17 protein-coding genes and 1 pseudogene are annotated in these 25,090 nt (G+C 54.3%); 8 read left to right on the forward strand and 10 right to left on the reverse strand.

Translation table 11 applies throughout. From position 1 onward, the window contains the following. Positions 1-9: 9 nt before the first annotated feature. The 3 genes from AC6I8X_RS09085 to AC6I8X_RS09095 all read right to left on the reverse strand — a co-directional run bounded on the left by AC6I8X_RS09085 (position 10) and on the right by AC6I8X_RS09095 (position 5,179). The gene (locus AC6I8X_RS09085) at positions 10-1,788 is read right to left on the reverse strand and encodes a hypothetical protein (protein WP_497840932.1); all 1,779 of its coding nucleotides are present in this window, start codon (positions 1,786-1,788) and stop codon (positions 10-12) included. Positions 1,789-1,978: 190 nt separating this feature from the next. Further along, entirely contained in the window at positions 1,979-3,481 is a 1,503-nt protein-coding gene (araA, locus tag AC6I8X_RS09090; RefSeq protein ID WP_313687195.1) for an L-arabinose isomerase, read from the reverse strand. A 12-nt stretch (positions 3,482-3,493) separates the two neighbouring features. After that, entirely contained in the window at positions 3,494-5,179 is a 1,686-nt protein-coding gene (locus AC6I8X_RS09095; RefSeq protein WP_313687197.1) for a ribulokinase, read from the reverse strand. A gap of 367 nt (positions 5,180-5,546) precedes the next feature. On the opposite strand from AC6I8X_RS09095, the gene AC6I8X_RS09100 reads away from it, so the two are divergent. The 5 genes from AC6I8X_RS09100 to AC6I8X_RS09120 all read left to right on the forward strand — a co-directional run bounded on the left by AC6I8X_RS09100 (position 5,547) and on the right by AC6I8X_RS09120 (position 11,228). Further along, the gene (locus AC6I8X_RS09100; RefSeq protein ID WP_313683500.1) at positions 5,547-6,530 is read left to right on the forward strand and encodes an arabinose ABC transporter substrate-binding protein; all 984 of its coding nucleotides are present in this window, start codon (positions 5,547-5,549) and stop codon (positions 6,528-6,530) included. 66 nt (positions 6,531-6,596) lie between these two features. Then, positions 6,597-8,117, forward strand: coding sequence for an L-arabinose ABC transporter ATP-binding protein AraG (gene araG / locus AC6I8X_RS09105; RefSeq protein ID WP_313683501.1), 1,521 nt, complete (start codon positions 6,597-6,599; stop codon positions 8,115-8,117). A 17-nt stretch (positions 8,118-8,134) separates the two neighbouring features. Further along, a complete protein-coding gene (gene araH / locus AC6I8X_RS09110) occupies positions 8,135-9,121 on the forward strand; it encodes an L-arabinose ABC transporter permease AraH (protein WP_084874432.1) in 987 nt (328 codons plus the stop codon). A gap of 71 nt (positions 9,122-9,192) precedes the next feature. Further along, positions 9,193-10,110, forward strand: a complete 918-nt coding sequence (araC, locus tag AC6I8X_RS09115) for an arabinose operon transcriptional regulator AraC (protein ID WP_313683502.1) — start codon at positions 9,193-9,195, stop codon at positions 10,108-10,110. 77 nt (positions 10,111-10,187) lie between these two features. Beyond that, positions 10,188-11,228 (forward strand): oxidoreductase, encoded by a 1,041-nt coding sequence (locus AC6I8X_RS09120; RefSeq protein WP_084874438.1) that lies wholly within the window; start codon positions 10,188-10,190, stop codon positions 11,226-11,228. Between the two features lie 74 nt (positions 11,229-11,302). On the opposite strand, the gene add is transcribed toward AC6I8X_RS09120, so the two are convergent. The 5 genes and pseudogenes from add to manA all read right to left on the reverse strand — a co-directional run bounded on the left by add (position 11,303) and on the right by manA (position 17,197). Continuing rightward, positions 11,303-12,301 carry an adenosine deaminase gene (gene add, locus AC6I8X_RS09125; RefSeq protein ID WP_313683504.1) on the reverse strand — a complete coding sequence of 333 codons (999 nt, stop codon included), beginning with the start codon at positions 12,299-12,301 and terminating at the stop codon, positions 11,303-11,305. Between the two features lie 136 nt (positions 12,302-12,437). Next, positions 12,438-14,039, reverse strand: a complete 1,602-nt coding sequence (locus AC6I8X_RS09130) for an NEL-type E3 ubiquitin ligase domain-containing protein (RefSeq protein ID WP_497841026.1) — start codon at positions 14,037-14,039, stop codon at positions 12,438-12,440. A gap of 18 nt (positions 14,040-14,057) precedes the next feature. Continuing rightward, positions 14,058-14,201, reverse strand: a pseudogene (locus AC6I8X_RS09135) (leucine-rich repeat domain-containing protein); the annotation flags it as partial. Between the two features lie 187 nt (positions 14,202-14,388). After that, positions 14,389-15,888, reverse strand: a complete 1,500-nt coding sequence (locus tag AC6I8X_RS09140; protein ID WP_313683505.1) for a YdgA family protein — start codon at positions 15,886-15,888, stop codon at positions 14,389-14,391. A 133-nt stretch (positions 15,889-16,021) separates the two neighbouring features. Next, positions 16,022-17,197, reverse strand: a complete 1,176-nt coding sequence (gene manA, locus AC6I8X_RS09145; protein ID WP_497841027.1) for a mannose-6-phosphate isomerase — start codon at positions 17,195-17,197, stop codon at positions 16,022-16,024. 200 nt (positions 17,198-17,397) lie between these two features. Between manA and fumC the strand changes: the two genes are divergently transcribed. Beyond that, positions 17,398-18,795 carry a class II fumarate hydratase gene (gene fumC, locus AC6I8X_RS09150; protein ID WP_497840933.1) on the forward strand — a complete coding sequence of 466 codons (1,398 nt, stop codon included), beginning with the start codon at positions 17,398-17,400 and terminating at the stop codon, positions 18,793-18,795. Between the two features lie 38 nt (positions 18,796-18,833). Here the strand turns inward: fumC and tus are convergent, their stop codons facing one another. Beyond that, positions 18,834-19,763: a DNA replication terminus site-binding protein gene (tus, locus tag AC6I8X_RS09155; protein ID WP_313683507.1), complete on the reverse strand. Its 930-nt coding sequence runs from the start codon at positions 19,761-19,763 to the stop codon at positions 18,834-18,836. 211 nt (positions 19,764-19,974) lie between these two features. On the opposite strand from tus, the gene AC6I8X_RS09160 reads away from it, so the two are divergent. Both AC6I8X_RS09160 and AC6I8X_RS09165 read left to right on the forward strand, forming a co-directional pair. After that, positions 19,975-21,174, forward strand: a complete 1,200-nt coding sequence (locus tag AC6I8X_RS09160) for an MFS transporter (protein WP_497840934.1) — start codon at positions 19,975-19,977, stop codon at positions 21,172-21,174. A 160-nt stretch (positions 21,175-21,334) separates the two neighbouring features. Then, positions 21,335-21,820, forward strand: coding sequence for an RrF2 family transcriptional regulator (locus AC6I8X_RS09165; protein ID WP_084874458.1), 486 nt, complete (start codon positions 21,335-21,337; stop codon positions 21,818-21,820). A 102-nt stretch (positions 21,821-21,922) separates the two neighbouring features. Here the strand turns inward: AC6I8X_RS09165 and oqxB are convergent, their stop codons facing one another. Then, on the reverse strand, positions 21,923-25,075 hold the full coding sequence (oqxB, locus tag AC6I8X_RS09170) for a multidrug efflux RND transporter permease subunit OqxB (protein ID WP_497840935.1): 3,153 nt from the start codon (positions 25,073-25,075) through the stop codon (positions 21,923-21,925). Positions 25,076-25,090 lie beyond the last annotated feature (15 nt).

A 25,090-nucleotide genomic window follows, 5' to 3' on the forward strand; every position in this document is an offset into this window, starting at 1 on the left:
TGCAATCAATTATGCAAGGGTGTGGCATTTCTCCATCAGTGACGCAAGGTCTGGCCGCGTTGCACGCCCCGTTTTTCTGCGACAATCACTAACATCTTTAAGGGTACAAAACATGAGCGAATTGATTTCCTCAATGCCCAGCGCATCGCGAACTTTTTTAAACCACTCCATCACAATTCTTTTATCAATCTCATCCTTAAGTGCCAGAATCCAGATATTCACTCTGGCATAAGCAAATTCATTACTCAGACCGGCATACATATCACGTTCATTGATCCCCTCACCAATCACCACCACCGGGATGGAACTCAGAATATTGGTCGTTTCCTGCGCAGCATCAATGGCAAACTGCTCGACATCACTAAAGTTGCTGCGTAACGCTCTGAGTGTTGTCGCGCGTACCGCCACGTTTAGCAGCCAGGTTAATTTAGGGTCGGCTTTATAGGTGATGTCATGTTGTTTTCCCAGCAGTAGCAACTGGGTGATGCCCGGCACCAGTTGCAGGCCACAGTTAACAATGGCGTGTGTCACCACATCCAGATTAGTGCCGTGGGCGACATTATTATCATCATGCGGATCAAAGGAATCGGGGCGATAATCGATATCGTCTGGCCCAGGCGAAGAAGTGTAGGCAAGATATTCTCTGATCGTTTTATAGGGGAACCTGTCATCAGCATATTTTCTGACGAATTCCTGACGTATCTCCTCCAGATCGACTCTCATAAATTCTTCTGACAGCGTTCTGTGGCGGATATCGTTGAAATCCAGTTTTTCAAAGGGTATCGGTGTGCTTTTGTCGATATGAAATAATGACAACAAACTTTGTATATCATTTTCAATATGATTCAGGTTCAAGGCTGGCTTTGTATGGGTGGTTATCGTATCACCACTTGCGAGGATATAGCCGACATCAGGCCATCCGCGAGAATTCTTGTGCCATAACGTTTTATCGAGTTCAGCATAAGTACAGACGCGGATTGCTTTTATTCGATCATTTTTTGTGACGTCATATATTTGCTGAAGGCAGTTGAGTGTGATGTCTTTATCTTGATTGTCCCGACATGACAGTATACGGATATCGAGACATTTCGTGGTGCCTTGCGCATCCATATTGGCAAAGAATTCACCTTGTCCGTTGCCATTGCCAATGATAACTGCCGGGATTGAACTAAAAAAGTCATCGTTGTTCTGAGCGGTTAAGTTAGCAAGCAGCTTGGTATCATGAAATGAGCAATCTCGCATAGTTAACCTGGTGACTTGTACCTGTGAATAAAGCTGATAAAAATTTTCTTTATTCGTCAATTTAAGATAAGGATGTATCATGCCGAGTAATTTCAGCTGCTTAATAGCGGGGACAATTTGCAGATTACAGTTGATTACGGAATACAAAACTACCGCCAGATTAGCGCTGTGCGCCATCACGTTATTACTGTTAAAATCGAATTCTGCCCGGTAAAAATCTTTCCCGCGAGCAGGAGGGTATTTTTTATTCTTGAGATATGCTCCAACTGTCGTATGCGGGTAAGTTTTGTTTTGATATTTTTCCTTTAAATTTAGATGTATTTTCTCCAATGCTTCTCGCCAGAATTTGTTATATGATTCTTTATACGATAAATCGTTGAAATCAATTTTGTCAAAATCTATCGGCGTATTTCTGTCAATATAAAATGAGGATAAATCGTAATTTTCACGGTTTGCTACCTGGTTTATATTGATTGGTGATGGTATGGCAGCCAGTGCTCCCTCAACCGGAAGGGGGGTGCCTGCTATATTTCCAATAGGATCCATATGTCATTCTCTCCTCAAGGATGTGGTTCTTTTGTCGGCTTGCCATAACATTAAACATTATTCCCTCCTGATAGCGCCGGGATTTTTTCCTGAAAAAGTCACGATGCATAAATTTGTCGTGGTGAGATTTTTTCTTTCACAAATAAAAAGGTCGCGATAAATCGCGACCTGATAAAACAGCAAAAAACGATTAACGCATCAGGCGGTAATAGGCCTCATTCCAGCGCAGCGCATCTTTAAATGCGGGTAAACGCGTCTCGTCATCAATCACCAGCACCTCGATACCGTTCAGCTCGCCGTAAAGATAGAGGTCATCCAGATCCAGTGCCTGGCTGAACACCGTATGGTGGGCACCACCGGCCAGAATCCAGGCTTCTGACGCCGTTGCCAGTGACGGTTGTGCACGCCACAAGGCACGCGCCACCGGCAGCTTCGGTAACGGTTTCGGTTGCTCAATCGCGTCCACCACATTCACCAGCAGACGGAAGCGGTCGCCGAGATCGATCACGCTGGCATTCACCGCGCGTCCGGCTGGGGTAGAGAAAATCAGGCGGGCCGGATCGGCTTTGCCGCCAATGCCGAGGAACTGTACATCAATCAGCGGTTTCTCTTCTTTGGCGATGGACGGGCACACTTCCAGCATATGGGAACCCAGCACCAGATCGTTGCCTGCGGAGAAGTGATAGGTGTAATCCTCCATAAACGAGGTGCCGCCAGCGCGATTACCCGCCTGAACTTTGAGGATGTGCAGCAGCGCGGCGGTTTTCCAGTCACCTTCACCGGCAAAACCGTAGCCCTGGCCCATCAGGCGTTGCACCGCCAGACCGGGGAGCTGCGTCATGCCATGTAACGTCTGGAAGTTGGTGGTAAAAGCTTTGCAGCCTTCCGCTTCAAGGAAGCGTTTCAGTCCCAATTCAATGCGTGCCGCATCCAGCACGTTCTGGCGTTTCTCACCATTCACTGCCGCCACTTCGGTAAAGCGATAGTGGCTTTCGTATTCATCAATCAGGGCATTGACGTCGCCATCGCTGACGCTGTTCACCACCTCGACCAAATCACCGACGCCCCAGCCGTTTACCGCATAACCAAACTGAATTTGCGCCGCCACTTTATCGCCTTCGGTGACTGCCACTTCGCGCATGTTATCGCCGAAACGGGCCACCTTCAGTTGCTGGCTGGCCTGACGTGCCTGGGCAGCACGGATCCAGCGGCCGATGCGCAGCTGGCTCTCTTTATCCTGCCAGTGGCCGGTAACGACGCTGTGTTGCAGGCCCATACGCGCACCGATAAAGCCGAACTCGCGGCCACCGTGGGCGGTCTGGTTGAGATTCATAAAGTCCATATCCATGCTGTCCCATGGGATCTCGGCATTGAACTGGGTATGGAATTGCAGCAGTGGCTTATTCAGGATACTCAATCCGCCGATCCACATTTTCGCGGGCGAGAAGGTGTGGAGCCAGGTGATGATGCCGACACATTCATTGGCGTGATTTGCCTCGCGGCACAGCGCCAGCGCTTCATCCGGCGATTTCACCAGCGGTTTGAGCACCAGTTGCAACGGCAGGCTACCCGCCTGATTCAGACCATCCATCACCTGGCGCGCGTGCTGTTCCACCTGGCGTAAGGTCTCCGCCCCGTAGAGGTGTTGCGTACCAATAACAAACCACACCTGTTGTGTGTTGTGCTGTTCCATAAAACCACTCCTTTACTTAGCGGAAACGGTGCGTGCGGCATACTGCGGTTCAGCGGCCTGGCACCAATGTTGATAGCGTTGATAGAGCTGTTGATAGCGCGCTACGCGCTGACTGTCCGGTTGTAACGTTACGTCGATCGGGCTGGCCATCACCTGCTGTGCCGCAGGGACATCGGCGTAAACCTGGGCGGCTACCGCGGCAAAAATGGCGGCACCGAGTGCGCAGCATTCGTCCGAAGCGACGATATCCAGTGGCCGGTTCATCACGTCGCAGCAGGCCTGCATGATGGCCGGGGATTTACGTGCAATGCCGCCGAGGGTCAGCACGCTTGCCACCGGGATCTGCTGTTGTTCGAAACATTCCATAATGGCGCGCGCGCCAAAGGCAGTGGCAGCGATAAGGCCGCCAAACAGTGCCGGGGCATCGGTACCGAGATTGAGGTCGGTAATCACGCCTTTCAGGCGTTGATTCGCATCAGGCGTGCGACGGCCATTGAACCAGTCCAGCACCACTGGCAGATGATCGAGCTGCGGATTAGCGGCCCAGGCATCGGTCAGTTGACGGATCAGATCTTTTTGCAACAGCTCCAGCTGGGGTTGCAGCTCAGGGTGTTGCTGTGCGGCCTGTTGCAGTGGCCAGCCGAGCAGGCGGCTGAACCAGGCGTAGATATCGCCGAAGGCGGATTGTCCGGCTTCGCAGCCGATGGCACCCGGCATCACGCTGCCATCGACCTGGCCGCAAATACCTTTGATGGCGCGGTCACCGACTTTTTCGCTGTCGGCAATCAGGATGTCGCAGGTTGAGGTGCCAATCACTTTGACCAGCGTGTAAGGCTGCGCACCGGCTCCGACGGCACCCATATGGCAGTCAAACGCACCGCCAGACAACACCACCTGCTGTGACAGGCCGAGGCGCTGCGCCCATTCGGCGCTCAGGGTGCCGACCGGCACATCGGCAGTCCAGGTATCGATGAACAGTGGCGAGTCGAGTTGTTCAGTCAGCAGTGGGTCGAGCGCGTTAAGAAATTCGGCGGGAGGCAGACCCTGCCAGTCAGGATGCCAGAGGGACTTGTGCCCGGCGGCACAGCGGCCACGACGCAACTGCTGCGGCGTTGTGGTGCCACTCAGCAGGGCTGGCACCCAGTCACACAGTTCCACCCAGGAAACGGCGGCGTCACGGACTGCGGCATCTTCACGGGAAACGTGCAGAATTTTCGCCCAGAACCACTCCGACGAATAAATGCCGCCGATATAGCGGGTGTAGTCGGTGAAGCGGCCGCTGTGGCACAGCTGATTGATCTCCTCCGCTTCTTCTATCGCGGTGTGATCTTTCCACAACACAAACATCGCATTGGGGTTGTCGGCGAACTCAGGACGCAGCGCCAGCACGTTGCCATCACGATCGATGGGGGCGGGTGTCGATCCAGTGCTGTCCACACCAATCCCCACCACGGCGGCACGTTGTTCCGGGCTGAGTTTTTGCACTACCGTCACCAGCGCCTGTTCCAGCGCGTCTATATAGTCCTGCGGATGATGACGAAAGCGGTTGGCATGCGCATCGCAAAACAAGCCTTTAGCCCAGCGCGGATAGTTGACCACGGCTTTTTCCAGTTCTTTGCCACTGTGGCAGTCCACGGCCAGGGCCCGGACGGAATCGCTGCCAAAATCCAGCCCGATGGTAATAGCGCCAGCGCCCATTGAAATTCTCCTGTGTCAGTTATCTGCGCTTATCCTGGAATGGGTGGGCTGGAGCGGTTAGTCATCCCCGGCTGAGAATATGCACTTTTCTGCCATCAACAGGCATTTCGTGATCCACTGCAAAAGTTAATGACCGGTTAATTTTGCTGAATATATGGAGAATTTTGTCGTCGTTCCGGGATGTGATACCGCTCTACATTTTTCTCACCTTTTCCCGCTACAACTAGCCCAGCGTTTGCACAGCCTTTGTACAAACCTTGTTCTAACGCGCTGATTTTACGCTGTACCCGTAAAAGAAGTCAGTGTGGTAGCGCTTACACCGATTCGTTTAAAGCTCGCTAAAAACATCATTGTGCCGGAGAGCATCATGCATAAATTCACTAAAACGCTGGCGGCAATTGGTCTCGCCGCGCTTATGTCACATTCCGCTATCGCCGAGACCATGAAGCTCGGTTTTCTCGTCAAACAACCGGAGGAACCCTGGTTCCAGACTGAGTGGCGCTTTGCCGACAAAGCAGGCAAAGACCTTGGCTTTGAGGTGATCAAAATCGCTGTACCTGACGGCGAAAAAACCCTGAATGCGATCGATAGCCTGGCGGCCAGCGGCGCGAAAGGGTTTGTTATCTGTACCCCGGATCCGAAGCTGGGGTCGGCGATTATGGCGAAAGCGCGCAGTTATGATCTGAAGGTGATTGCTGTCGATGATCAGTTCGTCAATGCCAAAGGCAAACCGATGGACACCGTGCCACTGGTGATGATGGCGGCCACCAAGATCGGCGAGCGTCAGGGCCAGGAACTGTATAAAGAAATGCAGAAACGCGGCTGGGATGTGAAAGAAACTGGCGTGATGGCGATCACCGCCAACGAGCTGGATACCGCGCGTCGCCGCACCACCGGTTCGATGGATGCATTGAAAGCGGCAGGTTTCCCGGCGGCTCAGATTTATCAGGTCCCCACTAAATCTAACGATATCCCGGGTGCTTTCGATGCCGGTAACTCGCTGCTGGTGCAACATCCGAAAGTGAAACACTGGTTGATCCTCGGCATGAATGACAACACCGTGCTGGGCGGCGTGCGCGCCACTGAAGGCCAGGGCTTCAAGGCACCGGATGTGATTGGCATTGGCATCAACGGCGTGGATGCGGTGAGCGAGCTTTCCAAAGGGGAACCGACCGGTTTCTACGGATCGCTGCTGCCCAGCCCGGACGTACATGGCTATAAAAGCAGCCAGATGCTGTATGACTGGGTAACCAAAGGGCAGGCTCCGGCGAAGTTTACTGAAGTGACCGACGTGGTGCTGATCACCCGCGATAACTTCAAAACCGAACTGGCGAAAAAAGGGCTGATGTAATCCCATCGCGTGCGCTCTGTACTTCAAGGATACAGAGCGCTTTATCAATCACGATATGGAGTCTCCATGAACACTGATCCCGCATTTCTGTCGTTTCATGGCATCAGCAAAACCTTTCCGGGCGTTAAGGCGCTCCAGGATATTTCCTTCAACTGCCATGCCGGTGAAGTGCATGCGTTGATGGGTGAGAACGGCGCAGGTAAATCGACGTTGCTGAAAATTCTCAGCGGCAGTTATCAGCCCACCTCCGGCGAGATCCACATCAAAGGCCAGCCGGTACGGTTTAATCACACCACCGAGGCGCTGGATGCCGGGGTGGCGATCATTTATCAGGAACTGCACCTGGTGCCGGAAATGAGCGTGGCGGAGAACATCTACCTCGGTCAGATTCCGCATCGCCATGGCCTGGTCAACCGCAAATTGCTGCGCTTTGAGGCGGGTTTACAGCTGAAAAATCTGGGCATGGATATCGACCCGGATATGCCGCTGAAATACCTGTCGCTCGGCCAGTGGCAGATGGTGGAGATTGCCAAAGCACTGGCGCGTAACGCGCGCATTATCGCGTTTGATGAACCCACCAGCTCGCTGTCGGCGCGTGAAATCGAACATCTGTTCCGCGTGATCCGCCAGCTGCGCGAGCAGGGCCGGGTCGTGTTGTATGTTTCGCATCGCATGGAAGAAATTTTTGCGCTGAGTGACGCCATCACCGTGTTTAAAGATGGCCGCTACGTGCGCACCTTCACGGACATGAAAAACACCCACCATGAAGATCTGGTACAGGCGATGGTGGGACGCAATCTGGGGGATATCTATGGTTACGCGCCGCGTGATTTGGGCCCCGTGCGTTTGCAGCTGGACCAGGTGGAGGCGAAGGGTGTGCGTATGCCCATTTCGCTAGAAGTACGGGCTGGCGAAATTGTCGGGCTATTCGGCCTTGTCGGGGCCGGTCGCAGTGAATTGATGAAGGGGCTATTCGGTGCCACCCGCCTGCGCGGCGGCAGTGTGTCGCTGGATGGTAAAAAACTCAATATTCGCCAGCCGATCGATGCGATCCGTGCCGGCATTATGTTGTGTCCGGAAGATCGTAAGGCGGAGGGCATCATCCCGGTGCATTCGGTGCGCGACAACATCAACATTAGCGCGCGGCGCCACAATCTCACCGCCGGTTGCCTGATTAAACCCGGCTGGGAGGCGAAAAATGCCGACAGCCATATCCGCTCGCTCAATATCAAAACTCCGCATGCGCAGCAGCTGATCATGAATCTGTCGGGTGGTAACCAGCAGAAAGCGATTCTGGGCCGCTGGTTGTCGGAGGAGATGAACGTGATTCTGCTGGATGAGCCCACTCGTGGCATCGATGTTGGTGCAAAACACGAGATTTATAACCTGATTTATCAACTGGCAAACAAAGGTATTGCCGTGTTGTTTGCCTCCAGCGATCTGCCCGAAGTGATGGGCCTGGCCGACCGTATCGTGGTGATGCGTGAAGGCGAAATTGCCGGTGAACTGCCACACGACCGTGCCACGGAGCAGCTGACGCTGGGCCTGGCGATGCCGAAAACGACTCAAGCGGCCGCCGTGGCCTGATGTAAAGGAGAGCAATTATGGCTTCATCTACCACTTCTAATACGCCACCGGCGCAGCGCAGCGGCCTGCAACTGGGACGTATCTGGGATAACTTCGGTATGCTGGTGGTGTTCGCACTGCTGTTTATTGCCTGTACCATTTTTGTCCCCAACTTTGGCTCCTTTATCAATATGAAAGGGCTGGGGCTGGCGATGTCGATGTCGGGCATGGTGGCGTGTGGCATGCTGTTCTGTCTCGCCTCCGGGGATTTTGACCTGTCGGTCGCCTCAGTGATCGCCTGCGCAGGCGTGGTCACTGCGGTAGTGATCAACATGACCGAAAGCCTGTGGATTGGTGTGGCGGCCGGTTTACTGCTGGGTATGGCGACCGGTTTTGTTAACGGTTTCGTGATTGCCCGGCTGAAGATCAATGCCCTGATCACCACACTGGCCACGATGCAGATTGTGCGTGGTCTGGCGTATATCTTTTCAGACGGTAAAGCGGTAGGTATCGAAGATGAACGTTTCTTCGCCCTCGGCTATGCCAACTGGTTCGGCTTGCCAGCCCCGATCTGGCTGACTATCGCCACCATGATCGTGTTCGGGTTTCTGTTGAATAAAACCACCTTTGGCCGTAACACGCTGGCGATTGGTGGCAACGAGGAAGCGGCGCGTCTGGCCGGTGTGCCGGTGGTGCGTACCCGTATCATCATTTTTATCCTTTCCGGGTTAGTCTCGGCGGCGGCGGGCATCATTCTGGCGTCGCGTATGACCAGCGGCCAGCCAATGACCTCTCTGGGCTACGAGTTGATCGTGATTTCCGCCTGCGTCCTGGGTGGGGTGTCACTGAAAGGCGGTATCGGTAAAATTTCTTACGTGGTGGCCGGGGTATTAATCCTGGGTACGGTTGAGAATGCGATGAATCTCCTGAATATATCGCCTTTCTCACAGTATGTGGTGCGCGGTTTGATACTGTTAGCGGCGGTGATTTTTGACCGTTACAAACAGAAAAATAAAGCCGCCTGAGTCGGTGACAACAACGGAACGGTAACAACCGTTCCGTTTCGGTTATCAATCACGCGAAAAGTGAGGGCATTATGTACCACCGCGAACCCCCCGTGGCCCAACAAAACCCGTTATTACCGGGATACCCCTTTAATGCCTGGCTGGTGGCCGGGCTGACGCCGATTACCGCCGATGGCCCGCTCGATTTCTTTATCGACCGTCCGCTCGGAATGAAAGGCTATATCCTCAATCTGACCATTAAAGGCGAAGGTCGGGTGTTTGATGGTGAACAGGCATTCGACTGCCTGCCTGGCGATATGCTGCTGTTTCAGCCGAAAACCCCGCATTACTATGGCCGTGCGCCAGATAGCCCGTGCTGGTTTCATCGCTGGGTCTATTTCCGCCCGCGTGCCTACTGGACTGACTGGCTGCAATGGCAGGACGAATCCCAGGGGGTGGGGCGTCTGCGTCTGCCGGAAGCCCAGCGTGCAGAATTTGATCGTCTGTTTGCCAGCATTGAACAGACGCATAACTCCGGACGGCGTTTTGCTGAAGAACTGGCGATGAACCTGCTGGAGCGATTGTTGCTGCGCGCGGTGGAAGAAGATCCACGCAGTCATCAACAAATCCGCGATCCACGCGTGATTGAAGCCTGCCAGTACGTCACTAATCATCTGGCGAGTGAGGTGAAAATTGAGGAGGTGGCGCGCCATGTCTGTCTGTCACCGTCACGTCTGGCGCATTTGTTCCGCGAGCAGATGGGCATCAACCTGCTGCGCTGGCGCGAAGACCAGCGGGTGATCCGTGCCAAACTGCTGTTGCAGACCACCCAGGAGCCGATTGCCTCGGTGGGTCGCGAAGTGGGCTATGATGACCAGCTGTATTTTTCGCGCGTGTTCCGTAAACGCGTGGGCGTCAGCCCCAGTGATTTCCGGCGTCGCAGCCAGGATGCACAGGATGCGCTGGTGGCCCAGGAAAGCTGGCAACCTGCAAGGAGTGCGATCTCCTGAGCTTTCAGGTGATTCCTTCTTGTCCTCACTGACTGATTCGTCTTAAATCAGTCAGGTAACGAACAAGAGGAATGATAATGAGCGATAAACTTCGTGTCGGCCTGATAGGCTACGGATTTGCCAGCAAAACTTTCCATGCACCGTTGATTGCCGGTACGCCAGACGTTGAACTGGCGGCGGTCTCCAGTAGCGACGCCACAAAAGTGCACGCGGACTGGCCTTCGGTGCAGGTGGTTGCCGATCCTCAGACGCTGCTGGACGATCCAACTCTTCACCTGATTGTCATTCCCACCCCGAATGACACCCATTTCCCGTTAGCCAAAGCCGCGCTGAACGCGGGCAAGCATGTGGTAGTCGATAAACCTTTTACCGTCACCCTGTCGCAGGCGCGTGAGCTGGACGCACTGGCAAAAGCGAAAGGTCTGCTGCTGTCGGTGTTCCATAACCGCCGCTGGGATAGCGATTTCCTGACGCTGAAGTCTCTACTGGCTGATGGCTCTCTCGGTGAAGTCCGTTATCTGGAGTCGCATTTTGACCGCTTCCGCCCGGAAGTTCGTCAGCGCTGGCGTGAGATGAAAGGGCCGGGTAGCGGTATCTGGTTTGATTTGGGGCCGCATGTGCTCGACCAGGCGTTGCAACTGTTCGGTGCGCCTGTTGCCATCAACGTCGATATGGCTGAACTGCGTACCGGTGCGCAAACCACCGATTATTTCCATGCCACGCTGACTTATCCGCAACGTCGCGTCGTGCTGCACGCCAGCATGCTGGCGGCGGCGGAGTCGGCGCGTTTTATCGTGCACGGCACGCGCGGCAGCTATGTGAAATTTGGCCTCGATCCTCAGGAAGATCGTCTGAAGGCGGGCGAACGTCCACCGAAGGAGGAGTGGGGTTATGATATGCGTGATGGTGTGCTGACGCTGGCCGATGGCGATGTGATGGTGGAAAAAGCGTTGCTGACGCTGCCAGGCAACTATCCCGCTTACTATGCTGCGGTACGTGATGCCATTGCTGGCACTGGCGCGAATCCGGTCACAGCGGAAGAAGCGATTCAGGTGATGGAGCTGATCGAGCTGGGCCTGCAATCGGCAGAGCAGCGCCAGACCATGTCGTTAAAATAAAACGTCAATATCAAGGTGTGCATAAAATGCGCACCCTGGATACGTAGGGTCGCCATTGATGGCGACCTGGATGTTTATCCCGCCACGCGCGCGCGTAACGCCGTTTTCTCCGCTTCAGTCAAAAACGCAATGGTCACGCCATTTTCCTGCGCCTGGCGCATTTCCGCCACGCTCAGGCCGGCCTGTGGTGCCGCCACCTGATATTCATGCGCCAGCTCAATCCCCTGAACTGCCGGATCATCGGTGTTGATGGTGGCGAGAATGCCGTGATTGAGGAAGGCTTTCAGCGGATGGCTGGCGAAGGAGGCCACGGTGCTGGTCTGGATGTTGGAGGTCAGGCAGGATTCGATACCGATCTTTTGCTCAGCAAGAAAATCCATCAGCGCACGGTCTTCAATCGCCTTCACGCCATGACCAATACGCTCGGCCCCCAGTTCACGAATCGCCTGCCAGATGCTTTCCGGACCTGCCGCTTCACCGGCGTGCACGGTAATACGGAAACCCGCATCGCGGGCGCGGTTAAAGTGGCTGAGGAATTCACTGCCTGGGAAGCCCAGTTCGTCACCCGCCAGGTCAATCGCGGTTATGCCATCACGATGCGCCAGCAAACCTTCCAGCTCACGCAGACAGGCTTCTTCGCCAAAGGTACGGCTCATGATGCCGATCAGGCGCACATCCACGCCGTATTGCTGAACACCGGCACGCACGCCATCAATCACCGCTTCCACCACACCGGCAATCGGCAGCTGATGCGTCATCGCCATATAGCCGGGTGAAAAGCGCAGTTCAGCGTAATGGATCCCGGCACGGGCCGCGTCTTCGACGTTTTCCAGCGCAATACGACGGCAGGCATCAAGGTCGCCCAACACTTTCACGCCCCAGTCCAGTTTTTGCAGAAAGCTCACCAGATCCGGTTCGTTTTCCGTGACCTGCACATGCGGACGCAGTGCATCAAGGCTGGTGGCAGGCAGGCTGAGATTAAACTGGCGACCTAAATCGAGGATAGTTTGCGCACGGATGTTGCCATCAAGGTGGCGGTGAATGTCGGTAAGAGGAATTTTGGAATCAAACATGGCGCACTCGCTGAGTTATTGTGAAGTGCAGAGCATTATAAAAACTTCTTGCGCAACAGCGCCAGTGATTTGCGCAAATGCGCGGCTGGATGCTGCATAAAGCAGCATCAATCATTACCGGGGTATCAATCATGTTTCAGAGATTCCATGGGTTTGTTGATAAAAGTCTTAACTGGCTTTCCAGAAGTACCGACTCCGTCAGAGGGACAAAGATCTCGCGGTCAATCTCCTGCATCACTTCTCTGCCAAGGTTGCGTTTTGCGTCTTCATCATTAACGCTGATGCTGATGTCCTGTAATCGTATGTTCAGCCGATGCTCGTAATCATCCGGGTAATGTTGTCTTCTTTGCTGGTCGGCTGCGGCCCATACATCGGGGTTATTACGCTCCAGAATGCTGTGCCACGGTTCCCACCGCGCGAACCACTGCGCAAATTCGGTATTTTCAGCTGTCTTCACCCGCAGCGCAGCGGCTTTGAGTTCAGCTTCACTGATACCTGCGTGCTCATAAAAGCGCATTTCTTTCGCGAAAGCCGTTAACTGGAGACGGGTACTGAGTTCGGTCTGGAAAGCGAGATACACCTCGATTTCATCAATAAAACGCAGGGTTTTGACTTTTTCTCTGGCAATCAGCTCCAGTTGTTGCAGGCGGAACATCACCCGGCCAGCGTCAACCAGTGCCGGCCATTGGTCGTCATACTCTCCCGCTTTAATGCGGCAAATCAGTTCGGCCTGCAGCATGTCATTCCATGCCAGTGTCACCCGGTCTTCACAGCTTTCGACGGCAATAATGGCAGCGGCGAAGGTGGCTGCCCGTAATTCAGGGGCCTGTAACAATCGGGTAAGCCATTCAGCGACCAGTGGTTTAAATTTATCATCCTTAGCGTTACAACTTGCCAGCAGCCGGGCCAGAAACTGGCTGAATGCCTGAGCATTTTCTTCAGCGGAAATGGCCGTGAATTTTTGTGTTATCTCTGTCTGTACATCAGAGGGAAACCACGCAGCGATATTTTCTACCAGCGGTTTTATCGGGCGTTCAGACAGGTTTTCCGCAGCCATTGAGAATAATATTACCGGACCGTCTTCATTTTCCGGCATATTTGCCATTTGATATAACGCCCGCAAGGTTCGTTCTGATAACGGATTATTTTGCAGGTCGATCCAGCGTGATATGCCGTGGGCGAGGGATTCCGGTACCCTGGTCAGCTGATTATTCCTACAGCATAAATGGGTCACTCCAGCAGGAATTGCGGGTAACTCATTAAGCTGATTAAACTCAACATTCACCACAATGATTGAATCTGGCAGGCAGGGTAAACTTCTCAGCTGGTTATTATTACAAAAAAGTATTTCAAGCCCAGCTGGAAGCTCAATGAGTTCAGTCAACTCATTATAAAGAATTGACAGTTCTTTGAGTGAAGAGGGCAGATAGGTCAGGCAGGTAATATTATTGCCGCCACAACGCAGTATTTCGAGTGCATCAGGGAGGAAAGGCAATGCAGTCAGTTTATTATGATAAGCATCAAGATGTTTAAGGCCAACAGGCAATACTGGCAGGTTTGTCAGTCTATTCTGTTTACAGTCTAACCGGGTAAGCCCGTCAGGTAACATGGGCAGTTCTGTCAGCTTATTGTTCGAAACGTGTAGGGTTTTAATTTGTGGTGGTAAGGGAGGTAAGTCTCTTAAGCCAAGGCAGAATAAGTTTAATTCATCTGACTGACTATCCAGGCAATCCAGCAATTTGTGAAAAGCAATTTCCCGAAATTCGCCCCCTCCGGCCAGTGCCCTGTTTTTCCACTCATCCCATGCGCGCAGAAATTCCCCGTGGCTGAGTGGCTGGCGAATGGACGTGGTGGCTAAATTCGAAGGAATGGGGTTGCTGAAATCATTGCCAATGTTCATGTGAACCTGCAGATAATAAATAATTTTAAGTGACTTATAATTAAATTATTTATACATAAAGGACATGTGCTTCCGAAAAATATAATAAAAAAATCAGAAGTGTTGCTATCTCACGAGCCAGATATTAAAAAGGGTTCATGATAATCATGAACCCTTATATTCAGAGGGTGGTATAGCCTGAAACTGATTACTCAGGCATGCCTTCGCTGGTTTGGCTGCCCAGCATGTAGCGTGACAGGAACTGCTCCAGCGTCAGTTTGTCACCGTTCATGGTGACCTGGCCATTGGCGTATTGCAGGCTGGTCGTAATGTTATCATCCTGCTGCTGCGTCAGACGGAACATCTGGCCCATCGCCGCCAGTCCTTTCACCTGCTGATCTGCCAGTTTCTGCGCATCATCGCCCTGATAACCTTCCGCCAGGCCAACATGGCGCATCACTTCCGTTGCCATCGGCATATTGATCACCAGCTTGCCATCCAGGGTTTTCAGCACGCGATCGACTGCGGCGCTCAGCGTTTGCACGTCGCCGGTCACGCTGGCCGGATCGTTAAAACCGACATTCAGATTAAAGGTGCTTTCGCCTTTGTCGTTCTTCCAGCTCAGTGGTGCGATGCTGAGGGTCGGTGAACCTTTCAGCAGCGTCGGCAGGTTATTCATCAGGATGGTATGCACGCCTTCCTGATAGCGGATCGGATCATCGATCAGCCCCGGCTGACTCAGCAAATCCTGAATTTGCGCGTTATAACTATCGGAGAAAGCTTTCACTGCCTGGGCATCAAACTGCGCCAGTTTCATGGTGATCTTAGCTTCGCCAAACGGCTGTTTTTGCAGGCTGATATTGCCGACCTGATAGTCAATCTGGCCGCCAATCTTGCCATCTTTATTGTCGAACGAGGATGTACCGTTCATTTTTTCCAGCGTCAGACCTTCCTGACCATTCACACTGGCTGTCAGCTTATCCAGCGCAATGCTTTGATCGCCTACGCGTACCCCTTCCGGGCTAAGATGGGTGTCGCCATTCACCTTCAGGCCGTTAAGGGTAAACAGCACCGGCTGATTAACTTCGTTCTTGCTGGCGAAAGCAATACTGGAAAAATCGCCCTGCAGGCCAATATTGTCGCCTTTCTCATCGGCACTAATATTCAGCGTGCCGCCGTTAGTCGCCAGACGTACGCCATTCTGTGCGTCCTGATAATCGGCCGGCAACAGCGCCAGCGCGGTGTCAGTGGCACCGCTGTAACCAATGCGGGTATCAGCACTGACCAGTGATTTGCCGTTGGTCAGCTCAAACAGTTTCTTCACCGCATCGGTGTTTTCCAGTTCGCTATGTACCGATGCCATACTCGGGAGGAAAACGCCGCGCTTCAGCTGTGAAAAAGGGAAGGGACCGTGATCAATAACGGTGTTCAGCACAATGCTTTGACCCGGCTTCAGTAACGGGTTGTCTTCAGTTTGCGAACTGGCCTGTAACACCAGTCGGGCTTTACTGCTGAACAGGCCGCGCTGGTAATCCTGATAGCTAAGCGTCAGGCGGCTGTTCGGCGCGTAAGCGTTGAGCTGCGCATTGGCGTTTTGCACCATCTGATCAATATGGCTTTCCAGTTGCTTACCGGTGAACCAGGAGGCACCGGTCCAGATTACCCCGAGAGCCACAATCACACCTACGGCAACCTTGGTCTTTTTCATCGCTGAGTCGTCCTTATCCTTGCGTCCGCATACGCTGCTGGCCTGTGCGCGACGGGTGAAGAAAAACGCCCGCAGGCGTTTTTAATTAATAGTTTGAAAATGATAGCAGTTAACAATGCGGGCGTCAGCCGCTTCAGTGGAGGGCGTTGAATACGCGAGCCAGACGGCCAGTGCCTGCTGCGGTGACCGGTGACTCAGAGGCCGCGATAAAGCAGGATTCACCCGGCTTTAATACCAGCTGCTCGCCTGATTTCTCAATGATTGCCTGGCCTTCGATGCAAAACAGCAATGCGGCGCTTTGCTGGGCCAGCGCCTGGGGCTGAGCGTGCAGGGTATGAATGGCGAAAGCAAAATCCTCGACCGGGATCGGGAAATTCAGGGCGTCTCCCTGTTGCTGTGGCTGGGTCAGCAGCGTAGCGGCGGGTTTGGCGTGGAATTTCAGGTTTGCCAGCAGCTCAGGGATATCGATAAATTTCGGCGTCAGGCCAGCACGCAGCACGTTATCCGAGTTCGCCATCACTTCCAGTGCCACGCCCTTCAGGTAAGCATGCGGGGTTTCGGCAAAAAGGAACATCGCTTCGCCCGGTTGCAGCGTAATCACGTTCAGCAGCAGCGGCGAGAACAGGCCGCTGTCGTCGGGATAATCGGCAGAGATGGCTTTGATAGTCTGCCAGGGTTCACCCTCACGGGCATTAAGCGCGGATTTCAGCACGCCAATTGCCAGCGACCTGGCATCACCGGTCAGTGACAGCAGGGTGGCGAACAGTTTGGCCAGATTGTCTTCATCAGCATTTTCCAGAAAATGGGCAATTTGCGGATGGGCGCCGGCCACTGGCTCCAGCAGCGAAACGATTTCATGCAATTCGCGGAAGCCATTCATGGCCTGAAAGGGTGTCAGTGCGTACACCAGCTCGGGTTTGTGGTTGGCATCTTTGTAATTACGTTCGGCAGCGCTCAGCGGAATCCCGGCAGCGTTTTCACGCGCGAAGCCCACTTCAGCCGCGCTTTTGCTGGGATGTACCTGAATGGATAACGGCTGGTCGGCGCACAGTACCTTAAACAGAAACGGCAGTTCGCCGAAGCGATCTGCCACAGCGGCACCCAGCATGGCGGTTTTGTCGGCATCAATCACGTCACGCAGTGAACGGCTTTCACCATTGATCTCCACGGTGGAGGGGCTTTTCGGGTGTGCGCCCATCCACAGTTCCGCCATCGGCAACCCCTGCGGGTTAGCGATGCCGTAGAGTTCAGTCAGTGCGGTTTTGCTGCCCCATGCGTAGCTTTGCAACGAATTGTTCAATTTTTGCATCATTTGTCCCCAGTAACGATAGGCTTATAAGCATTTTAAGGCATAAAGTGCCATTGAAAATACATCAACCAGTGCAATAAATGCGAATGACTCTCATAATGTAAAATTCTGAAAAGTGACAATCTTGCCCGCTCAGTTGGCCTTGCAGCAAGAGGATGCTGGGCGTAAACCTCAAAAATATGAGTTAAGGAGACGCAGTCATGGCAGCCCATCGCATTGAAAAAGACTCAATGGGTCCGATCGAAGTTCCGGCAGATAAGTTATGGGGCGCGCAGACGCAGCGCTCGCTGGAGCATTTCCGTATTTCGACCGAGAAAATGCCGGTCGCCCTGGTGCATGCGCTGGCGCTGACCAAGCGTGCCGCCGCTCAGGTTAACCGTGATCTGGGCCTGTTACCGGCTGAACGTGCCGATGCGATTATGAAGGCTGCTGACGAAGTGCTGGCCGATAAGCACAGTGACGAATTCCCGCTGGCGATCTGGCAGACGGGATCCGGCACGCAAACCAACATGAATATGAACGAAGTCCTGGCCAACCGTGCCAGTGAGATTCTGGGCGGTGAGCGTGGTATGTCACGTCTGGTGCATCCGAACGACGATGTGAATAAAAGTCAAAGCTCCAATGACGTGTTTCCCACCGCCATGCATGTGGCTGCGGTTATCGCGGTGCAGGAACAACTGATTCCGCAATTGCAGGTACTGAAAAAAACCTTAAACGACAAAGCAATTGCCTTCAAAGACATCGTGAAAATTGGCCGTACTCACTTGCAGGATGCCACGCCGCTGACGCTGGGCCAGGAGATTTCTGGCTGGGTGGCGATGCTGGAACATAGCCTCAAACATATCGAACACAGTATCCCGCACCTGGCGGAGCTGGCGCTGGGCGGCACGGCGGTGGGCACTGGCCTCAACACCCATCCGGAATATGCGGTGCGTGTGGCTAAAGCGCTGGCGGAACTCACCAAACAGCCGTTTGTGACGGCTCCGAATAAATTTGAAGCGCTGGCGACCTGTGATGCGCTGGTACACGCGCACGGTGCGCTGAAAGGTCTGGCATCCTCGCTGATGAAGATTGCCAATGATGTGCGCTGGCTCTCTTCTGGCCCGCGTTGTGGCATTGGCGAGCTTTCTATCCCGGAAAATGAGCCGGGCAGTTCCATTATGCCGGGTAAGGTCAACCCGACGCAGTGCGAAGCGGTGACCATGCTGAGCTGCCAGGTTATCGGCAATGATGTGGCGGTGAATGTGGGCGGCGCATCGGGTAATTTTGAGCTGAACGTGTACCGTCCAATGATCATCCACAACTTCCTGCAATCCATCCGTCTGCTGGCTGACGGCATGGACAGCTTTAATCATCACTGCGCGGTGGGCATTGAACCGAACCGCGATCGTATTGAGCAACTGCTGAACGAATCGCTGATGCTGGTCACCGCGCTTAATACCCATATCGGGTATGACAAAGCGGCAGAAATTGCCAAAAAGGCCCATAAAGAGGGGCTGACACTGAAGGGTTCGGCGCTGAAGCTCGGGTATTTGACCGAAGAACAGTTCGATGCCTGGGTCCGACCGGAAGATATGGTCGGCAGCCTGAAGCAGTAAGCTGCACGAGAAGGGAAGGCCAGCGATGCTGGCCTTTTTTATGCCAGCCGATCGCACCACAAATGCAGGCGGGGAATGATCAAATGCAAAGGTTCCGCCTGTGGCTTATAGCGATGCGCCACGTTATCCGCGTCATAATCCAGCAACTCCCCCAGCACCGGTACCTGGCTGCGATCGCGACAGAGCACCAGCAGCGGGGAAGGGCAGGCGAGCTGAGTTTGCTTCTTCTCCTCTGCACGCCAGACCCGCGCGACGGGCTGGACTTTCACCGGTCGTTTGATTTTCAGCCTGGCGTTAAGCGGCAGGTCGCGTACGGCTTCCAGTTCCTGCTGCACTTTCTCTGCCCATTGCTCTCGCGTCCACGGGGCCTGCGCCCGATTGGCTTTCAGGCTGCGTTCCAGTTGCTCGATAATCTCTTCGCGTTTGACGTTCTTGATGATGTTCTTATTAGCCCAGCCAAAGCGCAGGCTGTCGGGCGCGTCCAGCACAGTGACGTTGCGGTAAGCATTCAGGGTGATCAAACCACGTAAATGCTGGTGAACGAACTCGAAACGCGCTTCGGCAGGCAGGCCAGACTCCACGGTGATCAGCTGCTCGAGTCGCAGCTTGAGCGCGTTAATTTCCGCGACTAACCGGGTGATGGCGTCGCTGCTGGCTTCATCGGCTTCAATGCAGATAGCACCAGGCAACCGTACTGCGGCTTTGGTACTGAGTTTCTCCGACTGATGCTGCATAAACAGCCGGCAGTAGTGGGCGAGTGCCATTTCGCGCGCTGCATCCCCCAGATGCTGGGTCACTTTGATGCGCGAAATCTCGTCATGTTCATGGCCTTTTTCGATATCAGGCAGACTGAACACCCGGGCAATCAGCAGCGGTTGTTGTTCGACCTGCTGGCGTAACGCCGCTAAATTCTGCTCCAGCGCGTTAACGCAGGTATGCAGGTCGGAAATCAAATCGTAACGAGCCATGCGATATCTCCCTAGTTACAACATACCAAATGTGGCAGCGAAACGAATCACTGGCAAGTGCGGTTTGTAATTACAACATACAAGAAACGGTGATTATCAGCGCAGGCCAGCCATGACGGCGTAAGGATTCTGTTAAGCAGAGGGCTTTAGCATTTTTCACAATAGATTAACGTGTTATAACAACTGCTTTGCCTGCTAACGGAATATTCTTGTGGAGCAACACGCGAAGCCCGGCGTTCCCGCCATCATCACCCTCGGGCTGGTTCAAATCCTCTCCTGGGGAGGTTCGTTTTATCTGATGGCGGTGATGGCAGGTCCAATAGTCGCAGAAACCGGCTGGACACAGCAGTGGGTTTACGGCGCGTTGTCGCTGGGTATTCTGGTTTCCGGCTTACTTGCGCCATTGAGTGGCCGTCTGATTGCCCGCGCCCGGGGCCGTTCGTTGTTAGCCGCGAGCGGGGCAGTGATGGCCATCGGCCTGGTGATGATGGGCGCGAGCCACAGCCTGCTGTTATTCCTTTTTGCCTGGGTGATCATCGGCGTTGGTATGGCAATGGGCTTATACGATGCGTTGTTTGCCACCCTGGGGACTTTATATGGAGGCCAGGCGCGCGGGGCGATTACCGGCATCACGCTGATTTCCGGCTTCTGTACCACGCTGGTGTGGCCGGGTACCGCGTTGCTGATCCACTGGCTGGAGTGGCGCGGTGCCTGTTTTGCCATCGCGTTGCTGCTGTGTGTGGGCGTGTTGCCCGCTTATCTCTATGCGCTTCCCGCTACGGCAGGTAAAAAGAGCAGCGGGAAATATCCGAAAGTTGCCGTAAAAAGCGATTTGTCACCCGGTTTGTTTTGGCTGTTATGCAGCATTTTCACCCTTGCTTCGGTGATTATGACCGCTATCTCGGTGCAGCTGATTACTCTGCTACAGGCAAGCGGTCATGCCCTGGCCGCTTCGCTGGCGATCAGCGCCATTCTGGGGCCTTGCCAGGTCGGATCGCGTATTGTTGACATCGCTTTTAAGCGCGGTCATCCCATCTGGACCACCTTTTTCTCGGTTGGTTTGGTGGCGATAGGCTTACTGCTGCTGGCCTGTTTTCCACAGTTTGCGCTACTGAGCATGGTACTGTACGGTGCCGGGAATGGTTTACGTGCCATTGTGCGTGGAACTTTGCCGCTGGTGATGGTCAAACCAGAAGCCTACGCCGTCGTAGTGGGGCGCATGGCGCGTCCGGCATTGATTGGTCAGGCACTGACACCGCTGGTTGGCGGCTACGTTTTTCAGCATCTTGGTGCGAGTGCCACGCTGTGGTTACTTTGCCTGCTGGCGCTGATTAACGTGCTGCTGGTAGGGGTGCTGAAGCAAAAATTACCGGCTATTTCCCCGCAACCGGAAAGGGGAGTGGTAAATTAAGCAGCCTGTGCGCTTATGTCTGAGGAAATGATGAATACGTGCCTTGATCACAGACCCTCGCTTCTAAAAAGCAACAGTGTTTGTTATATTTATTGCTCAATGATTACTCACTACCGCGGCATGAAAACAACAAGATAGACCGCAACTCAGGATTAAAGAAATGCTTGATTACCGCTTCCCGACAGCTTTGCAGATGGTTTTGAGCGTAGCGATGGCGGAGCAATTGGGTAAACGCTCGACCAGTGCCATTCTGGCTTATGGCCTGGAAGCGAACCCCAGTTTCATCAGGAAACTCATGGTTCCGCTCACACGCGATGGCATTATCGTCTCGACGTTAGGCCGTACCGGCTCCATTCATCTGGGCCGTCCGGCTGGCGAGATCACCCTGCGCGATATTTATACCTCGGTGATTGAAGACAAAAAACTGTGGGCCTCGCGCCCGGATGTTGCGCCGCGTTGCCTGGTGAGTGCCAACCTGTGCTGGTATTTCAAATCGATAGCCGATGAGGCTGAACAGGCGTCCCTTAACGTGCTGGAAAAACGCACCGTGGCGGATGCGCTTGCGGAACTGAAACAACGCGATACCAGCAACTGCGAACCCCTGCCAGACTTCGAAATCGAAGACCTCTGCAAGAAATCCCGCTGATTTTCCCGGAGCGCATCAATGCGCTCCCTGCACATTTCTGCACACGCAAAAAAATCCGGGCCTGTAGCCCGGATTTTGCGTTGTTCTGGAAAGTCAGAACAATCACACTGTCTGCATTTCACCTTCCGGTTGTTTACGTGTCACCAGCTTACGCAGCGCCACATAAAACACCGGGGTCAGGAACAAACCAAACAGCGTCACACCCAGCATCCCTGAGAACACCGTAATACCGGTGACACCACGCACTTCGGCACCGGCACCTTCACCGAGAATCAGCGGGATAGTCCCGGCGATAAAGGCGATGGAGGTCATCACGATGGGACGCAGACGCAGACGACAGGCTTCCAGCGCGGCTTCGACAATCCCTTTGCCCTGCATCTCAAGTTCACGGGCAAACTCGACAATAAGAATCGCGTTTTTACACGCCAGCCCCATCAATACCACCAGACCGACCTGCACGAACACGTTGTTATCGCCGCCAGTGAGCCACACGCCGACCAGTGCCGACAGCATGGTCACCGGAACAATCAGGATCACCGCAAGCGGCAGCGTCCAGCTTTCATACAGCGCCGCCAGCACCAGGAATGCCAGCAACACCGACACCGGGAAGACGATAAAGGCTGCGTTACCCTGGGTGGATTGCTGGTAGCTCAGGTCAGTCCATTCGATATTCATTCCATTCGGCAACAGTTGATTCGCGATGCTTTCCACTTTGGCCATCGCCTGCGAGGAAGAAAGCACACGCGGGTCGGCGTCACCAATCAGGTCTGCCGCCGGATAACCGTTATAACGGATCACCGGATCCGGGCCATAGGTAGTGGTGATATTCACCATGCTGCCAATTGGCACCATCTCGCCGCGATCGTTGCGGGTACGCAGGTTGGCAATATCCTGCACGCTGTCGCGGAAATCCCCGTCAGCCTGCGCCATCACACGCCAGGTACGACCAAACTTGTTGAAATCATTCACATACGCGGAACCCAGGTAAACCTGCAACGTACTGAACAAATCGGTCAGCGACACACCCTGCGCTTTGGCTTTATCACGATCCACCTGCACATCCAACTGCGGCACGTTAGCCTGATAGGAGGAAATCGGGAACATCATACCTGGCGTCTGCATCACCGCTCCGGACAGGGTATTGATCGCCGTTTGCAGCTGGCCATAACCCAGACCGGCACGATCCTGCACATAAAGCGAATAACCGGAACCCTGACCCAGACCGAGGATCGGCGGCGGCATAATGGAGAAGCCAAAGCCTGACTGAATTTTGCTAATTTTAGCGTTCAGTTCCGTGTTAATCTGCGCCGCAGTGCGCTTACGCTGGTCAAACGGCTTCAGGCCAAAGAACACCGTGCCGGTATTGGGCGTATTGGTGAACTGCAAGGCATTGAGGCCGGGGAAGGCTACCGCGTAAGCGACACCTTCGGTGTTCATGCCGATCTCGCTCATCTTACGAATCACTTCATCGGTACGCGCCAGCGACGATCCTTCCGGCATCTTCACGCCACCAATCAGGTACAGCTTGTCCTGCGTCGGGATAAAACCGCCCGGTACGCTGTGGAACATCCAGCCGGCACCCGCCAGCAGCAGCACGTAAACACCAAATACCGCCCCGCGAAGACGCAACGTTTTGCCCACCAGCGATTGATAGCCGTCGGCACTGCGCTGGAAAAAGCGGTTAAACGGACGGAACAGCCAGCCAAATAACCGATCGATCAGCCGCGTCGCCATGTCTTTCGGCGCATGGTGATCCTTCAGCAATTTTGCCGCCAGCGCCGGAGACAGCGTCAGCGAGTTAATGGCCGAAATCACCGTTGAGATAGCGATGGTGACCGCAAACTGCTTGTAAAACTGGCCGGTCACGCCGGAGAGGAAAGCCATGGGGACAAACACCGCGCACAACACCAGCGCAATGGCGATAATCGGGCCGGATACTTCACGCATCGCCTGATGTGCCGCCGCCGTCGGCGATAGCCCCTGTTCGATATTACGCTCGACGTTCTCCACCACCACGATGGCGTCATCGACCACGATCCCGATGGCGAGCACCAGGCCAAACAGGCTGAGGGTATTGAGTGAAAAGCCCAGTAGATACAGCACGCTAAAGGTTCCGACCACCGAGATTGGCACTGCCAGCAGCGGGATGATCGAAGCACGCCAGGTTTGCAGGAACAGAATCACCACCAACACGACCAGCACCACGGCTTCCAGCAGGGTATGCACCACCGCTTTGATCGAGTCGCGTACGAACACCGTCGGATCGTAAGGTGCCGCCCATTGCACATCGTCCGGGAAACGCGTTGCCAGCTCGGACATTTTGGCGCGCACCGCATTGGAAAGATCGATGGCGTTGGCACCCGGTGCCTGGAAGATACCGATACCTACCGCATCTTTGTTATTGAGCTGCGAACGCAGGGCATAGCTGCCGGACCCCATCTCAATACGCGCCACGTCGCGCAGACGCACCAGGGAACCGTCATCGGCGGTTTTCAGGATGATATCGCCGAATTGCTGCTCGCTTTCCAGCCGTCCCTGGGTGTTGATCGACAGCAGGAAGTCGCTCTCTTTCTTCAGCGGTTCCGCACCGAGTTGGCCGGCAGACACCTGCACGTTTTGCTCCTGCATCGCGCTGACCACATCCGATGCGGTCAGGCCACGCGCGGCCACTTTATTCGGATCGAGCCAGACGCGCATCGCGTACTCACCCGCGCCGAAGATCTGAATCTGGCCGACACCCGGCAAGCGGGCCAGCTCATCTTTCACTTTCAGCGTGGCGTAGTTACGCAGATAGAGCGAGTCATACTTACCGTGGGGTGAGAATAGATGCACCACCAGCGTCAGGGTAGGTGACTGCTTCTGCGTGGTGAGACCGAGCTGGCGTACCGCATCCGGCAAACGCGCTTCAGCCTGTGCCACACGGTTTTGCACCTGTACCTGGGCCTGATCGGGATCGGTACCCGGACGGAAGGTCACGGTGGTGACCAGCACGCCATCAGAACCGGCCACTGATTTCATATACATCATGTTTTCCACCCCGTTGATCGCTTCTTCCAGCGGCGTTGCCACCGAATCAGCAATCACTTTGGGGTTGGCACCGGGATACTCTGCGCGCACCTGCACGCTGGGCGGCACCACATCGGGGTATTCACTGATCGGCAGCAGCGGAATGGCGATCAGCCCGGTGACAAATATCAAAATCGACAGCACAGCCGCGAAAATGGGCCGGTCGATAAAAAAGCGGGAGAAATCCATAACAGGCAGTCTCGA

This window comes from Pantoea sp. X-Soil-TKNS-1280 (assembly GCF_059730475.1).

Coding starts and splice junctions, on each gene's coding strand:
- add (WP_313683504.1), bottom strand. CDS start 12,301: ATGTTTGATTCCAAAATTCCTCTTACCGACATTCACCGCCACCTTGAT.
- AC6I8X_RS09100 (WP_313683500.1), top strand. CDS start 5,547: ATGCATAAATTCACTAAAACGCTGGCGGCAATTGGTCTCGCCGCGCTT.
- araH (WP_084874432.1), top strand. CDS start 8,135: ATGGCTTCATCTACCACTTCTAATACGCCACCGGCGCAGCGCAGCGGC.
- araA (WP_313687195.1), bottom strand. CDS start 3,481: ATGGAACAGCACAACACACAACAGGTGTGGTTTGTTATTGGTACGCAA.
- araC (WP_313683502.1), top strand. CDS start 9,193: ATGTACCACCGCGAACCCCCCGTGGCCCAACAAAACCCGTTATTACCG.
- oqxB (WP_497840935.1), bottom strand. CDS start 25,075: ATGGATTTCTCCCGCTTTTTTATCGACCGGCCCATTTTCGCGGCTGTG.
- araG (WP_313683501.1), top strand. CDS start 6,597: ATGAACACTGATCCCGCATTTCTGTCGTTTCATGGCATCAGCAAAACC.
- tus (WP_313683507.1), bottom strand. CDS start 19,763: ATGGCTCGTTACGATTTGATTTCCGACCTGCATACCTGCGTTAACGCG.
- AC6I8X_RS09165 (WP_084874458.1), top strand. CDS start 21,335: ATGCTTGATTACCGCTTCCCGACAGCTTTGCAGATGGTTTTGAGCGTA.
- manA (WP_497841027.1), bottom strand. CDS start 17,197: ATGCAAAAATTGAACAATTCGTTGCAAAGCTACGCATGGGGCAGCAAA.
- AC6I8X_RS09140 (WP_313683505.1), bottom strand. CDS start 15,888: ATGAAAAAGACCAAGGTTGCCGTAGGTGTGATTGTGGCTCTCGGGGTA.
- AC6I8X_RS09085 (WP_497840932.1), bottom strand. CDS start 1,788: ATGGATCCTATTGGAAATATAGCAGGCACCCCCCTTCCGGTTGAGGGA.
- AC6I8X_RS09095 (WP_313687197.1), bottom strand. CDS start 5,179: ATGGGCGCTGGCGCTATTACCATCGGGCTGGATTTTGGCAGCGATTCC.
- fumC (WP_497840933.1), top strand. CDS start 17,398: ATGGCAGCCCATCGCATTGAAAAAGACTCAATGGGTCCGATCGAAGTT.
- AC6I8X_RS09120 (WP_084874438.1), top strand. CDS start 10,188: ATGAGCGATAAACTTCGTGTCGGCCTGATAGGCTACGGATTTGCCAGC.